Genomic DNA, 16,492 nt, shown 5'->3' on the forward strand with positions numbered 1-16,492 from the left:
TCATTGATTTCAGCCTAATTAGTAATCACATTGGACTTCCCAGTTTTGTCGTTGCTTTAGTTGTAGATTCGTTTTTTGGGTATTTTAGTTTTATACTTGAAATCATACTTTATTTCAGAATCTGGTTAGCTTATCGTGTGTGTTATATCCTTTTCCAGACAGCTACTATTCACCTTAGCTTTGTTACTGTTGCTTAGTATTGTTGCCGGATGTTCCAAACCAAACAAAAAATTTAGTGAGCTAGATATATCTCAATACACCTCCATATTTGGTAAAAATGTCCTCGTATTTGACGATTCCATGGATTTGGAAGGCATTAAAATGACGCTTAAAGCGTTACACAACCAGCAGAGGTATAACGAATTTGGCTCAGAGCGATACGCTCTACTATTCAAACCGGGAACTTATAATATAGATGTAACGGTCGATTATTATGTTCAGGCCCTAGGTTTAGGAAGATATCCCGACGACGTTACCATCAACGGAACGGTGCAATCAGTCACAACTACCAGTAGCAACAATGTTTCGAACAAAGTTACAACCATGTTTTGGCGTGGTGCTGAGAATTTCAAAGTTGTGCCACAAGATGGTGAAATGATTTATTGGGCAGTATCACAAGCTGCTCCATACCGACGCATGCATGTAGCGGGTGATATTAATTTTGATAAAGGCAGTTGGGCAAGTGGCGGGGTTCTTGCCAATTCTGTTGTAGAAGGTAGGGCAGGATTAACATCCGGACAACAGTGGATGACAAGAAATTCAAGCATCGGATCGTGGGAAGGTGGAAACTGGAACAGGGTATTTGTTGGAGTGAAAGGCGCACCAACTGATTCATGGCCTGATAAACCGACAACCGTAATTGACAAAACACCGGTAGTGCGTGAAAAACCATTCCTAACCTATACTGAATCCGGAGATTACGCCGTTTTTGTTCCTGCACTTCGTCGGGAAACTTCTGGCCCTTCCTGGATAAATCGTGATGAGGAGGGTGAACTCATCGCGATAACTTCGTTCCATATTGCTTATCCTGATCAAGATAATGCGACTTCTCTTAATCACGCCCTAGCTGATGGTAAGCATATTCTCTTTACACCCGGGATCTACGAGATTGATGAAACGCTTACTATAACCAAACCCAATACCGTCATTCTGGGACTTGGATTACCAACGCTCATTCCTCAAAACGGACAGATTGCAGTTACTACTAATGATATCCCCGGGGTGAAATTAGCAGGTTTTATGGTAGATGCGGGACCAGAGCTATCTCCGACACTTATTCAAATCGGATCAAACGTTTCTGATTCTGACTATCCCGATAATCCTATCTCTCTGCATGATATCTATTGCAGAGTTGGAGGTGCGGTGGTTGGTCAAACGGAAACAACCGTGACTATCAACAGCAATTATGTGATTGGTGATCATTTTTGGTTATGGCGAGCCGATCACGGTGTAGGAACTGAATGGATGAATGGACAGAATAAACACGGACTTGTTGTGAATGGCGATCATGTGACGATCTACGGATTATTCAACGAGCACTTTCAAGCTTACCAAACGCTCTGGAAAGGTGAACACGGTAGAACTTATTTTTATCAATCTGAAATCCCCTATCACCCACCGAGTATTGAGGAATGGAATGATGACGGAAAGCCTGGCTATGCTTCTTATAAGGTTGCAGATAACGTTCAAAATCATCAAGCGTATGGACTGGGTATTTACAGCTTTTTTAGTGGTGAGCCAACTGTCTCAAATAATGTCAGACTAGAAAATGCCATGGAAGTCCCCGACAATTCAGGCATTGTAATCACACATATATCAACATTCGCTGGACTTAACGGAGGTATCAATCATTCAATTAATGGCTTGGGATCGCCAACAGAAGTTGGCGATCTGAAACATTATGATAAATTTGAAGGGAACAAGTAGCCTAGACTATCAATTTTGTTTGGAGTGACCACACGATTTCATTCCTTGCTTCAAAAAGGTCAATTTTACTTACCAGTGAAGAGTTATTGGATTATTGCAATCTTGTTAATCTATCAATTTTCAGTAGGAACTGCCTTGCTTACGATAATTTATATCCTCTCTAGTAATGGGCTAAGACGTTCAGATATGGCTATTAGCCAGCAGCTTATTTTAAGATTTGTGATTTCAAGAGAGAGTCAAATCGAACCCAAAATATAGTCGCGTAGCCGGAGGTTTCTGGGCTCAAGGTCGACCTTCACCGAAACAGTCTGCCCGATGTGATTGCCGAGCGTGAAATGGCGAAGGCGAAAGTAAGCGCCGAAAATGAGCTAAAACTCAAAGCCAGACGCGCAAAATTCACTGCTAAATCCCTCTCTAAGTAGTTCCCTCCACAACAGCTTTAAAAGGCCTTTTCACGTGACGCAAAAGGTCCCTTTTGCGATGTGCGATGTGCGATATGCGATATGCGATATGCGATATGCGATATGCGATATGCGATATTCACATTAGGAGTTAAATATGTTCATCAGATACGTAGCAATATGTATTTTCATTTGATGAAAAATAAGGTTTTATTTTGCCTTTTCTCAATTATACGAACGTAAAGTGAAGGAAATGCTTCGTACAAAATAGCAAATAGTGTCAACTTTATTTACACCAAGTCGGCTAAACATAATTCTATTTTTTGTAAACAATTGATTATTAGTTAATTTAAAAAATTGGCGTATAACATGCTTATTTCTTTAACGCCCTATTTACATCTAGTTTGCAAGCCACTAACAAACCATAATTTTTTCCATAGAAAAAAGGAATTAGAAACTAATGTTAAAAAATAAATCAATATTCCGTTGTGTAAATCACGCACTCTTCTTATTAATGGTCAGTGTTTTTTGTTTACCTGCATCGGCAAATTTACTGACAAACCCAGGCTTTGAACAGCCCGTAACAAACGATGGCTATCCTTTTATAGGATCTTGGGAAGCGTTTTTTGTTGATGGAAACTCTACTGCTGTAAATAGTTTATTGATGCCTCACTCTGGTTTACAGTCTGTTGAGATGGGTATTAACGGGGTAGCCAACGTGTTCGCAGGAGTATTTCAAGAAGTTGATGGCTTGTTAGCGGGGCAATCCGTTTTGTTTAGTGGTTGGCACAAGTCCTTACTAGAACAGGGGGGAATTGAAATCCGTATCGAATTTAGAGATTTGGTAAACGATGTAGAAATATCAAGAACCTCTAATTTAGTTCCCACGGTAGGAGCCGATTATTCACAATTTTTTGTTAACTCTTTAATACCATTGGGTGCCGACGGTGCACGGGTTGTCTATGCTATTCAGAGTTATGGCGGAGTCACTAGCCAATTGGTTTATGTTGATGACTTCTCGTTTGTTGTAACAGATGTGCCTGAACCATCTATTTTGGCCCTTCTCGGAATCGGCTTAGTCGGACTGGGTTTCGTACGTCGTAAATAGTGTTATTAAACTGAACGGCCGCTATCGCGGCCTTTGTCACTTCTAACATAACACCGATGTTAGCTTGCCTTGAATCAAACTGTACTACTGGGCATTGTTCTCCTAGCTCTGTTTAACCCATTTAACAGGACTTTGGGGCCAAAAGAAAACACCAAACCAAACTTACTCAACACTCCCCTTGATTTATTACTCATGCCTATTTTTTTTGATAAGACGCTCACTGATAGGAAGTTAACATTCATAGGAAAAAACCGGATATGCTCACGTTAGCTGGCTTCTGCTAACGCAAAGGCACCATTGTGGTGGTTCTTATTGCCGCGCACAAAGGGCGTAACATTAAGTTTCTTTGTCTACTTTTGTGACATGCAACCTAATAGATATTCATCGTATCCACAAACCTGTGGAGAACAAAGCTGACATTTCATCGGTTCGTCCCCGCACGACTTATTCCTAATACTAAATATCGAACAACCCACGCTTTTCAGTTTCATGTCAGCTTTGCTTGATATGGTGTATCTAACAACACTCAATAGAAAGGACAACATGCCATGAAAAATTCAAAGGTTCATACAATTAAAAGTACGCCAATGCCATATATATGGTCGACCTACCATCGCTTAATTCATTGGTTAGTTGCACTTAGTTTGGCTGGCGGAGCCAGTTTTACCCATCACGGTGACGCTGGGCATGCTGAACTTGGCTGGCTAACATTAGGGCTGTAATAGGGGCACAACTTTGGTTGAGACAGCCCGTCCCCTCTAATCCTACTTTGTGGTTTGTCGTATTGATTGTTTCAATTATTAATCTCAGTGGATTAATTATGCCAGCTCATTCTTTTCATTTATCGGTGACTTTGATCGGTGTTGTGCTTTCTGCTTTTTATATCGCTACGGTTTTGTTTGAATCACTGAACTATTTGAGTTCTAAATTCAGCAGCAACCTTGGGGCAAACAAGAATTAGCAGTTTAATAACAGGACATCCAAGATAATGGCTTTCCCACTAATGCATTTTTAAAATTCGGCCCTGAAGGACCTCCTACAAGTTGACGGTTCAGGTTAAATAACAGGCATCTACGATAATGGCTTTCCCACTATTGCATTTTTAAAATTCGGCCCTGAAGGACCTCCTACAAGTGGACGGTTCAGGATAAATAACAGGACATCTACGATAATAGCTTTCTCGCTAATGCATTTTTAAAATTCGGCCCTGAAGGACCTCCTACAAGTGGACGGTTCAGGGTAAGTAACAGGACATCCATGATAATGGCTTTCTCGCTATTGCATCTTTAGAATTCGGCCCTGAAGGACCTCCTACAAGTTGGCGGTTCAGGCAAAATAACAGGACGTTTACGATAATGGCTTTCTCGCTAATGCATCTTTAAAATTCGGCCCTGAAGGACCTATTACGAGTTAAAGGTTGAGGCTGTTAAAGAGGGGGCAACGGAATGCAAAATAAAGCCTTCTAATTTCGTGTTTTATGTCAAAAACAACTATTAACACTCATGTCGTGATCCACATCAATAAAAAATATATCTGTAGGTGTAGGATAAAATTTTCTTGAGGATCTTTGCATGCATGATATTGCCTTATTAGCGATTATTTGGGCGTCGGTTTTTGTTGCGTCCTACCTTGCTCATAAAACACGTTTGACGCCAGTTTTGTGGTACTTATTCTGCGGTGCATTGTTAGTCAATATCGGCATATTGCCGCAAATTATGCCGGTTTTTATTGTCGATTTTGCTGAATTAGGCATTATTATTATTATGTTTGCACTGGGCTTTGAAGAGAGCACCAGTAACTTTATAAAAGGCATAAAACGCAGTTGGGGAATTGCCCTTTTTGGCGCATTGGTGCCATTTGCTGTGGGTTATTTTTTTGCTGATGTAGTCTGGCAGGATACTAACACCTCTTTATTCGTTGGTTTGGCAATGACTGCCACTGCAGTGTCTCTCACCATGGTTTCGCTTAAAAGCGAGGGACTAAATAATACACCGGCGGCCACCGGTATTATGACTTCCGCAGTGCTTGACGATATAGCTTCGCTTGCATTAGTTGCTATCTTGGTGCCAATTGCTATCGGCGAAACAAGCGTTTCAGTTTTCGGAATATTCTTTATTCTGGGCAAAGCAATAGCATTTTTTATTATCGTTACCTTTCTGGGCGCCTGGTTGTTTCCTACAAGCAACGGCTTCGCTGCCAGAATTCCGTTTTTAGGTAAGCTTAATTTACGTTCTGTGTTATCCATGGCTAAAGGCGAATACACTGTACTTTCGCTATTGTTGATTGCTGTGTTGGTCGGCTTACTTGCACATGAGTTTGGCTTTCATCCCGCTGTGGGTGCATATATGGCAGGCCTTATTATACAAAAAGAATATTTCGACTTTCATCAAAATGATGAACGTGATCACTATAAACATGCGCGCGAAATCATCGACAATGTGGCCTTTTCTTGGATAGGCCCAGTATTTTTTGTCGCATTAGGCTCCAAACTCATTTTTGAAGCGAGCTTATTTTTGTCTGTCCTTCCTTACGCTCTGATCTTGTTCATCGGTTTATTTGTTGGTCAGGTTTTATCTGCAGCACTCGCTGCCCGCTACACGGGTAACTTTGATTGGCCATCGAGTTGGATGATAGGTTTTGGTATGTTAGGTCGCGCAGAACTGGCGTTTGTCGTGCTGGATATTGCTTATGTTCAGTACAACATTATATCAATGGAGGTGTTTTACACACTTATGTTGGTAACCTTTTTACTTAATCTATCAGTACCACTTTGCATTCATTGGCAAAAGAAAAATTTAAAAATGGAGAGTGAGTAAGAGGTAAATGAAGCATAAAATAGACATCCCTGAATTTAACTAACGCAGAACGCAATTCTTTGATTATCGCTTACAACCGTTCTGGAGTTGATTATTGATTGGAAGCGCAGGCTTTAAGCTGCAGTAACTCAGACTTGAACTGACAGTTAGCCATTTTTCAAATGGTGCTGTCAGTTTAGTTTTGAGCTACCGCGGCTCGTGGTACAACATATAATCCACCAGCAGGGCTTGCACTTTGAGCCATAATCAGTGCATCACACAACTCGAACAAAAGCATTTGCAACCAGAGCAACCTGATATTCATGGTGACAATCTTCACAAGGTAGTGGCAATAAGCGATATGCCAAACGTCCGTACTTTATGTCCTCATCAAACTCTGCTTATTCTAAGGTGTATATAGCAGTCTGTATCTTAATCTCTTGGTGGGCAGCCTTGTACGATAAGCGCAATATTGGCAGCAGCTTTTGCACTCTCATAATAGGAACTGGCTTCTGTTGCCGCTGTTGGTTTGACCTCTAGCCCAGATACCACTGCAATTTCCTTGAGTGCCATAAAAGACGTTTTATCCGCCTCATAAGCAGCAAATGCAGCGTTAATTTGTCCACAAGAATAGCTGTTAGCCAAACCTTTTGTCGACGCACTTTGCAACTCATAGGCGCTTTGGCATGCCGAAAGCGTGGCTATGGATAAAAATAACAGTAAATATTTCATTGTGAGTTATTGCGTGATTGGAAGTAGAGTAATTTCTACTCTTCTATTCAGCTCTTTACCTGCAGCAGTATCATTGCTGGCAACTGGCTGTGTTTCACCAAAACCAATTACTTCTAATCTATCAGTGATAACACCAGCGGAGTTGAGGTAATTAGAAACCGATTGTGCGCGGCTTACAGATAAATTTTGGTTAAGTGCCGTAGAGCCTGAGCTATCGGTATGACCAGAAACTACGACTAAAGTTTTGTCGAATTCTTTTAAAACTAAAACAACTGAATCTAAGATAGGTAAAAAACTTTGCTCTATATTACTATTACCTGAAGAAAACGTAATGTTACCAGGCATAATCAGGTTGATGTTATCACCCTCACGAACCACACTTACGCCAGAACCACGTAATTGTTTTCTTAATTTAGCTTCTTGGGTATCCATGTAGTAGCCGATGCCACCACCAATTGCAGCGCCCCCTGCGGCAGCTTTCAAAATTCTTTGGTTTCTTTTGCTTACATCGTCGACATTCTTGTTGGCTAAGTATGCCGCGACGACAGCAACACCCGCGCCTATACCGGCACCTTTGGCAGTGTTACTCACTTCTTTCTCACCAGTATAGGGGTCAAACGTCGTGCACGCACTTAACGTTAGACATGTGATTAACGAGATGGCCACATTAAATAATTTCATGTATATCCTTAAATTTTAGATTTATAAACTTGTTGGGGGTTGGCGGCATGTTTAGAATTACTGCAACCGTTTTTTCTAACTTTTTTACTTGCTTTGGACTGGTATCATCGACTGGTTTTTCTTGAGATTCCTGCCAGTCTATATTCATTTCATTTATGTGCAGTTATCTTATCAGCTTTATATTTTTTAGCTTTTTCCCAACTTTTTTAGATCCATTCTTTTTGCCTTTATTGTTGATTAATACGGACCTAATTGTATTTTGAGTAGTTTGTTTTTTGCTGATTCAGGAAATTTCGCAGATTCAAAATTAGCGATGAACAAAGTAGACTCAGAGAGTTGAGCACCTTGAACACTTGTGCGGTGTTTGTTTTCAACAGGCAGTTAATTATACACACCTATACTGAAACAAGTCTAGGTGTGTATAGTAATGATAAATCTCTAGCCATTATTAGTCTTGCAACTGTGGTTTCCGTCTGCGCAATACCGGCTTCTGGTTGAACAGTTTGGCATATTCATTAATGAGCAATATTCACCATTCAGCACGTTTGCTTTGCCCTGCACTAGGCCCACTTTTATCCACCGGAGTATCAAAAGTACTTTGCTGATTGTCCTTATCGTCCCAATTGCGCCAACCCGTCGGATGATTATGTTTTGCTAAGTCACTATTGGTAAAACGGCGTCACGCCCTAATGATAACTAAAGCATCATAGTAAGCATTGGAGTTTCTAATTATCAGCGTTCAAGGTGCCACGAATAGCAAGTGCTAGTTCCAGTTGGCTGTATGGTTTAGCTAGTAACTTGGATAAATACTCGTTGTTTTCAGACAAGGTGTCATCGCGTTTGTGAGCATAGCCACTGGTAAGCAAAATCTTAAGAGTAGGATATTGTTGATGCGCGACTATAGCGAGTTTATTACCGTCTAACTTACCCGGCATAACAATATCGCTAAACAGTAAATCGATCTTAATATCAGTTTCTAATATTTTTAAAGCCTCATCACCATTAGCAGCGGTTAATACCGTATATCCAAGTCCTGTTAATAATAGTTTTGCGAGGTCCCTCAAGGCCTCTTCATCGTCAACAATTAAGACTGTTTCATTCCCTTTAGGATATTCAATAGCAATCGATTGTGCAGCGTTAAAGTTAACCGCTTTTTTTATGCGAGGTAGAAATAAAGTAAACGTTGAACCTTCATTAATGACCGAATTAATTTCTATACGCCCACCAGAACGATTGACAAAGCCATGTACCATGCTAAGTCCAAGACCAGTGCCCTTACTCTTATCTTTAGTGGTGAAAAAAGGCTCCAGAACTTTAGCACATACCTCTTCACTCATTCCCTTGCCAGTGTCAGTGATAGAAATTTTGACAAAATCAGAGTTATCTTCAGAACTATTTGAACTCAATGAATTAACGAAATTAAAACTAGGCAAAACGTGATTGCTGGTAGTGATAGTTAACGTACCACCATCAGGCATAGCATCATGGGCATTTAACGCGATATTAAGCAATGCATCTTCAAAATCACCTTGATCAACTTCCGTTATCCACAAGTCCTTCGCAAGATTAGTTTCTATATGAATTGATGGTGTCAGTGATTTTTTAATCAATTCGATACTACTGACAACAAAATCATTGATGTTAGTAGGTTTAACATCTATTGCGTCATGCCTAGAAAAATTAAGCAGCTTTCGTGTAATTGAGACTCCTCGAGTTGTTCCCTTAAGGGCATTTTCAACTCGCTTATATTCTTTAGAATCTGTGGGTAACATTCTTTGCAGAAGTTCCAAGTTACCTGACACAATCGCCATAATGTTATTAAAGTCATGAGCGATCCCGCCCGTTAACTGACCAATAGTATCCATTTTTTGACTATGCCGTAACAGTTCATCTTTTAGTTTTAATTCAGTAATATCAGTGTGTACAGACAGCCAAACTTTTCCATACTCTGGATGGTCAAAAGTAGATACGGTTGCATAAGTCCAAAAAAGAGTGCCATCTTTCTTAATATTGTGCACTTCTCCTCGCCATACCCCCTTAGCCTCTAGTTCGCTGATGATATTTTGAGCCCTATTTTCTGGACTAACGTGGCCCGGAGCATTAAGGATAGAAATGTGTTTCCCTAACATTTCACCCGGTTCATAAGCAAAGGTTTTCTCGAAGGCAGGGTTGGTATAAACAATAGTTTGGTCACTGACACGGATCAAGTCGGCTCCCTCTTCCATTCTAGTGACGATTTGGCTTTGGGTAAGCAGTTCATCTTCTATTTGCTTGCGCTGTGTAATGTCTTGCGCCATGCCTAACATACGCTCTACTTCACCTTGACTATTACGCACAACATTACCTTGTGCTGCTATCCAATGCACCGATCCATCCGGCCAAACTATTCTGTGCTGAATATTATATTCTTCACCGCTGTCGATACATAAATTGACAGCGTCCTGAACAAATTGTCGATCATCTGGATGCAAGGCCAAGACAAAGTTTTCATGATTGGTAATAATATTAGTTTCGGGGCCTCCGTACATTTTCACAATCATTGGCGACCAATAAACATCACCAGTTTTGAAATTCCACTCCCAAGAGCCGGTGTTGGCAAATTTCTGGCTTGTTTCAATTCGTTCTTCGTATTCTTTTATGCTATCAATACTTTGGTTCGTGCCGATGATCTTTACCACCTGCCCTGCCGCATCCTCTATGGGGCAACCGGTGGCCGCAATCCAGTGCACACTGCCATCTGGATGAGGAACACTAAATTCAATTTTAAACGGTTTTTTATTTTTGATAGCCTCGCTTATTGCATGCGATGCTTTTCCCATATCCTGCGGGGATAAGGCTGTTTCCCAGAAAGAATGAGCAGCAGTGTGCTGGTTATCAGTGACGCCGTACAGCTCATACATACGCTTATCCCAGATAAGCGACTGCTCGAGTATATTATATTCCCACACCCCTAATTCGGCAGCATCTGTTGCAATCTGTAAACGCCGATGATTTTGCTCTATTTCTTTTTGTTGACTAACAGATTCTGAGACGTCGTGAAAGACGCCCGTAAGCTTACTTATCACTCCTTCATGGGCTGTTACCTTGCAAGTAACCCTAATATCGATTTTACGCCCAGTAGCCGTGTAAGTTTCGAGTTGTAAGTCAAAGCCAATGCCCTGAGTTAATGCGGCATCTGTGGCCGCCTGAAGCTTCTTTTTCGATTCAGGTAAAAAATAGTCAACGATTGCGCCCATAGTAGGATTAAATTCTGCGGGAGAAGTATCAAGGATGCGATAGGTTTCTGCTGTCCAGTAAAGTTTGCCGGAGAGAATATCAAGCTCCCATCCACCGATATTTGCCATTCGCTGGGTTTCTTCAAGCAAACGGAGGACAGTCGAAAGTTCTGGCTCGGTAGACGAATGCCGCATTTATTAACTCCTAAAACGCGCAAAACAATGAATATTTGTTATTTTAATTGTTGCATATGGATCACTGTAGCCACTCTTTGAGCACATCAGGCCAGACCTGCTAAGTCAAAAACTATTGGTGAGTCGTTTATCACTTTAATCCGAACTTGAACTGGAAAGCAAATAAACGTACAAAAAAATTAATAGGTCATCCAATGATATTTAGTCACCTATTATTGAATGAATCTACTATTTTGTAACTTTGTTTACCTGGCTAGTTACACTTAATAATTAAAGACCAAGATGGGTTTGTAATTAACTTCAAATTGAAGGGCATATAATCCCATTTATCTGTTGTTTATAATTTTTCGCTGGCTAAAATAACGTTCTTAACACCCTACCCTTAACTTAAGGAAAAGTTTATGAAAAACTCATTACTTGTTTTATGTATTTGCATTTTTTCAAGCACCGTTTTTGCTTCTACACCGCTAACAAGAACCATTGCACAGCAGTATTTTGATGCGATTAAAAATCTGGAACTTGTGGAAAAACAGTTTCCTGACCTTAAAGATAGTCTCAATAGCGCGCTGATTGCCGACCGCAGTACATTTTTAAAAATGGTTAAAAGTTTGCCGCAATATTCTGCTATCGAAAAAGCGGCCACCTCCACCGGTTTGCATGACTTTGAGCAATTTTACGACATTGGTATGCGAGTAATGGGTGGTATCATGGCCGTGCAAATGGAGCAAATGCCTATGGGTATGAGTGTCGATGGCATGCTTTCAGCTCAGGAAAAATCGATTAAACAAATGCAAGCCATGCAGATCCCCCAAACAGAAATTGACAGAATGATGTCTCAATTAGCAGAACAAAAACAAGCTATGCAGGGCATGTTGAAACTTGCAGAATCGGCATCAGCAACAGACAAAGCCTTTGCTAAGGAAAATATAAATTGGCTGATGAAAAACATGCCTGAAGATGCAAATCAAGATGATATGGCCGATTATTAATCCAAGCTAGGTTGCAAATTGTTATAGCACAAGCTGCGCTAAAAACAGGAAACGGCTGGTTCATTAAATGATGCTCGGTTTTAATATGCAATTTTTTGATAATATGACTATCAAAAGACTGACCCGAGTGTCACGCAATGCTGCACTTATTGCCGAAATCTTTAAAACTTCGCGACTACTTTAGTTGACTAACAACAAAGGTTCGCCTATCAAAAAACGAGCAGATGAACTAGCAGTAAATCGGCCATTTAATTTTGTTTTACCCCTGATTGATCTGCGTTTTAACATTAGTCTTCGGCAGCTTTCCCCAGTAATCACGCTCTTAAGTCGGAGCAAACAGTACAACAAAGGTATTTATGCACAACAAAGCTAAAATTATTGAACAAATAAACCAACATGGCCCGAAACTCATTGGCATGCTTGGTGGACAACTGATCAATTTCGATACTGACAAAACAGCTTGTACCTTTGAATTTGTTATCAGTAAAGACTTCTGTCATTCGATTGATATTGTGCAAGGTGGGTTTGTTACCGCCATGCTTGATGCAGCCATGAGCCATGCGGTTATAATCTGCGATCAAGAAATTACAAATGTTTCCTCCCTAGAAATAAAAACGTCTTATCTTGCGCCAACGCGGGCTGGGAAACTGCGTGTTGAAGGCTGGGTGATAAAAAAAAGCTACAAAACAGCGTTTATGGAAGGGCATGTTTACAACGAAGACAATGAACTTACCGCAACGGCCAGCTCAATCGCTAAATTATTAAGAGCGCCTAAGTTATAGCCACTACAACATTACTTTATATGTACTAGAGATCTTAACTAACTTAAATAATGACTTACTTTAACGAAGGGCGGATTCAAAAATGTTGTGCTATTTCCCATTTAAGCAATAAATTCATAAGCTGTTCAGTATATTGGTGTTTTGCGAGTCTGTACGCCTTAATGTGTTTTAGGCAAGTCAATATTCGTCAAGAGAACTCACGCTCTTCAACTACGTCAGTTTGTGGCCCAAAGCTAATTTGCAAAATGCTATATTTTTTGCAAAACAGAAATCTCGCATTATCAGTAAAAATAAAATAACGTTAATAATCAACAGTTTAATATTGGCTCACTCTTTGCTCTCCACTCTATAAATATACAAAAAGTTTTATTGATAGAGTGAGGTCGACAAGATGCAAAAGAATAATACTTATGTTGAGGCGGACAATAGGGCTAGTCTTAATACTGACACCTTAGCAGAAAGCATGATCATCTATGGCCATGGGCATCTGCGGCGTTTAGCGAGACAGCTCAATCCTTTGATATTAATCGCGCTGTTATCTTCTGCTCCAAGCGCGCAAGCAAGTATTCAACCTTTGTTGGATTCAGACCTTAACAACCAGTCACTTTATGCCAGTGGTTATATAACAATGGGCGCTCGTACCAAGGTTGGGGGGAATGTTCAAAGTGCTACCGCCATAACGCTGGCTGAGAACGCATCGGTTGGTGGTAATGTTCAGGCTGGTACGGCCACTACCCTCGGCGCCGATGCAAGTGTAGAGGGCTATATTCAAGCGGGAACGACTGTCACCTTAGGTGCAGCTGCAATTATTGACGGCTCGATTCAGGCAGGAACTACAGCAACCATAGGTGCCAGTGCTAAGATTAACGGTGAGCTTGTCGCGGGCACTACTGTAACGATTGATGCAACGGTAGAAGTAGGCGGCGATGTTTTAGCTGGTACTACCGTAACTGTCGGAGCGGGTTCAATTTTTCGTGGCGATGTTGATGCTGGAACGACCACAACCATCGGTGCTGGGGTGCAAATTGATGGGATCCTTAGCGCCAATTCTTTACAGCTTCCTCCTCCACCCCCTTTAGTCACTAATCAAGAAGTGCTCATTACCACCTTGCAAACCAGCTTGAAGAGCTTAGGAACAGGAACTGAATTAGTGTCTACCACGTTTGGCATAAACGATGAGACTCTGGAAGCCGGTATTTATAGCACCACAGATTATCTGACGATTGCCGGAGGCAGAACCCTCATACTTGATGGCAAAGGAGTTGACGGCACATGGGTTTTTAATATTGCAAACTACTTAAGTTTCGCGATTGATGCCAAGGTCATATTAAAAGACGTAACCGACAACAGCAGTATTATCTGGAATGTCCTTGGAGACAAAACGGGCGCCGCCGGCTATGCACAGTTAGGGGCGGGGGCAGAAGCAAGAGGTTATATTTTTGCTAAAGGCTTCGTGCAGACAGGTGCCAATGCTGTGATCTCAGGCCTAGGTAATGATTGTGGTGGTGCTTTTTCGGCGACTAATTTTATCGAGTTTGGCGCAGATAGCGTCATCGGCCAACAAGGCTGCACTAACGGGGTGGCCGCAGCACTAAGTCAAGCCATTGAGGGACACCCCTTTGCGGCGTGCCCTACAGATGCCTTTTTAATTCAAGACACCTCGGCAACCTTGTTTGGGGTGCAATTAGCCACAGGGCAATACCAACAACTGTCAAATACCATGGGCACCTCGAATAAACTGAATGCAATGGGCTTTAATTTTCACGATCAATATCTCTATGCCTGGAGTAATGAATTTGCACAACCCGTGCGCATTAACAATGCTTATAAAGTAACACCCTTGGCCACCTCTGGCTTACCGGATGTATCGTTCTATGTGGGTGATATTGCCATTGATAGCAATGTGTATTACGTCTATCGGCCGGGAGCTGATTACGGTTTATATGCCATTTCCTTAGATTCAGCAGCTGCTAACTATTTGCTTGCAGACCGAATTATAGATGGCCGTAATTTAAATTTAGCTATTTTTGATATGGCATTTCATCCATTTAATGGCTTTGCATATAGTGTAGATAACAAAGGGAACCTTTTTCGTATTGATGTGACCAATGGCAACGCCACTTTACTTAATAACATTGGTGAGTCTGGTACTTTTGGAGCAATTTATTTTGACGTAGATGAAAACCTTTATATTAGCCGTAACAACGATGGCAAAATATTTAGAATTGATACCAAGCAAGCCAATTCCCAGGCGGATTTATTTGCTTATGGCCCAAGCTCCAGTAACAACGATGGAGCACGTTGTGCATTGGCCCCAGTTATTGCCACCGATGCGGCAAGCATAGATTTTGGTGATGCACCTGCCTCATACGGCAGTTTAGCAAACGATAATGGGGCCCGTCATAGTACAGAAAATAACGCAATTTTTATGGGCTCAGGAGTTGATGCCGAATTTGATAGTTTTCAATTTCCACTAAGCGATGATGAAACAGACGGCAATGATGATGAAGATGGAGTAGCTTTTGTCACTGGAATTGAAGTCGGCAATGGGGCGGTACTGCAACTTGTCGCTTCGTCATCGGCCTTTGTGAATGCATGGATAGATTTTGACGGTAACGGTGTATTTGGTGATGATGAAAAAATTCTTGATGCTCGTTCTGTAGTCCAAGGGAATAATATCATTAGCTATGATGTGCCTGAGTGGGCTGAAGCGAACAGCACTTGGGCACGCTTTAGAATAAGCAGCACTGCTGAGCTGGGTCCAACTGGCGGCGTAAGTGATGGTGAAGTTGAAGATTATCAAATTGATATTTCAGAACCCAATGTCAGTATCCGCTATTATCCTAGTGCTTCTGGATGGGCAACGATAGCATTTGAAGATAATTGGCCAGCAATAGGTGATTATGATTTTAATGACTTAGTGATGAATTATCGTATCAGTGAATATAGACAAAATGGTCAGATCATCCGAGTTAAATTAGAAGGTCAAATAGCCGCTATTGGTGCATCCTATCACAATGGTTTTGCCTTTCATTTACCCGGTATTACGCGAGATACAATCAATGAAAATGCGATCCGCTACACCATCAACGACGTGCGACAAAATGCCTCTCCTTTAGAATCAGGCCGTGATAAGGCGATAGCGATTATAACCACTGATATGTGGGACTATGTCAGTGCCGGTGAAAACTGTAAGTACCATCGAAGTGAAGCGGGATGTGGCTCTAAAATTCAAATGCGTTTCTCAATGACACTTCCCATGCATGATGGGATCCCTGAGCAACAGATGCCTGAATTTCCTTACGACCCATTTTTATTTGCCACAGAGGGATTTGAACATGGCTACGCATTTGGTCTACCACCTGGCAGAGCGTATGAAATACATTTGCCCAATAAAGCTCCAACAGAAGCGTTTAGATCAGACTTTTTTGGACGCGGACAAGACAGCAGTGAGCCAGAAAATGAGCGCTACTTTGTCAATGAGAATGGCATGCCATGGGCGATCAATGTCGGTGCTGAATGGCAATATCCGTTGGAGTATATGGATGTGATTTATGCCTATCCCCAATTTCACAGTTTTATTGCCAATCAAGGGGCTGTGAATGCCGACTGGTACATAGTGGAAAATGCCAACATAAAAAATGTTTTTTCTGATTAAAGAGGTGAGC

Annotated in this window: 10 protein-coding genes; 7 read left to right on the forward strand and 3 right to left on the reverse strand. The window is 41.3% G+C overall.

Annotated elements, in window-relative coordinates; genetic code table 11:
• Positions 1-189 precede the first annotated feature (189 nt).
• The 4 genes from ABKW31_RS19015 (at position 190) to ABKW31_RS19030 (ending at position 6,251) form a co-directional block, all read left to right on the forward strand.
• Positions 190-1,926, forward strand: coding sequence for a hypothetical protein (locus tag ABKW31_RS19015; RefSeq protein ID WP_348618170.1), 1,737 nt, complete (start codon positions 190-192; stop codon positions 1,924-1,926).
• 861 nt (positions 1,927-2,787) lie between these two features.
• Entirely contained in the window at positions 2,788-3,435 is a 648-nt protein-coding gene (locus ABKW31_RS19020) for a PEP-CTERM sorting domain-containing protein (RefSeq protein ID WP_348618171.1), read from the forward strand.
• Positions 3,436-3,983: 548 nt separating this feature from the next.
• Positions 3,984-4,157 (forward strand): hypothetical protein, encoded by a 174-nt coding sequence (locus ABKW31_RS19025; RefSeq protein ID WP_348618172.1) that lies wholly within the window; start codon positions 3,984-3,986, stop codon positions 4,155-4,157.
• An 849-nt stretch (positions 4,158-5,006) separates the two neighbouring features.
• Entirely contained in the window at positions 5,007-6,251 is a 1,245-nt protein-coding gene (locus tag ABKW31_RS19030; protein WP_348618173.1) for a cation:proton antiporter, read from the forward strand.
• Positions 6,252-6,662: 411 nt separating this feature from the next.
• Here ABKW31_RS19030 and ABKW31_RS19035 read toward each other — a convergent pair whose 3' ends face one another.
• The 3 genes from ABKW31_RS19035 to ABKW31_RS19045 all read right to left on the reverse strand — a co-directional run bounded on the left by ABKW31_RS19035 (position 6,663) and on the right by ABKW31_RS19045 (position 11,053).
• Positions 6,663-6,962, reverse strand: a complete 300-nt coding sequence (locus tag ABKW31_RS19035) for a hypothetical protein (protein WP_348618174.1) — start codon at positions 6,960-6,962, stop codon at positions 6,663-6,665.
• A gap of 6 nt (positions 6,963-6,968) precedes the next feature.
• Positions 6,969-7,643, reverse strand: coding sequence for an OmpA family protein (locus ABKW31_RS19040; protein WP_348618175.1), 675 nt, complete (start codon positions 7,641-7,643; stop codon positions 6,969-6,971).
• 725 nt (positions 7,644-8,368) lie between these two features.
• Positions 8,369-11,053: a PAS domain-containing protein gene (locus ABKW31_RS19045; RefSeq protein WP_348618176.1), complete on the reverse strand. Its 2,685-nt coding sequence runs from the start codon at positions 11,051-11,053 to the stop codon at positions 8,369-8,371.
• Positions 11,054-11,454: 401 nt separating this feature from the next.
• Between ABKW31_RS19045 and ABKW31_RS19050 the strand changes: the two genes are divergently transcribed.
• From ABKW31_RS19050 to ABKW31_RS19060, 3 genes are all read left to right on the forward strand, one after another.
• Positions 11,455-12,042: a hypothetical protein gene (locus ABKW31_RS19050; protein WP_348618177.1), complete on the forward strand. Its 588-nt coding sequence runs from the start codon at positions 11,455-11,457 to the stop codon at positions 12,040-12,042.
• Positions 12,043-12,398: 356 nt separating this feature from the next.
• A complete protein-coding gene (locus ABKW31_RS19055; RefSeq protein ID WP_348618178.1) occupies positions 12,399-12,824 on the forward strand; it encodes a PaaI family thioesterase in 426 nt (141 codons plus the stop codon).
• 391 nt (positions 12,825-13,215) lie between these two features.
• The gene (locus ABKW31_RS19060; RefSeq protein ID WP_348618179.1) at positions 13,216-16,482 is read left to right on the forward strand and encodes an LruC domain-containing protein; all 3,267 of its coding nucleotides are present in this window, start codon (positions 13,216-13,218) and stop codon (positions 16,480-16,482) included.
• Positions 16,483-16,492: the final 10 nt, after the last annotated feature.

This window comes from Paraglaciecola sp. 25GB23A (genome assembly GCF_040012495.1).
Classification (GTDB): Bacteria; Pseudomonadota; Gammaproteobacteria; order Enterobacterales; family Alteromonadaceae; genus Paraglaciecola.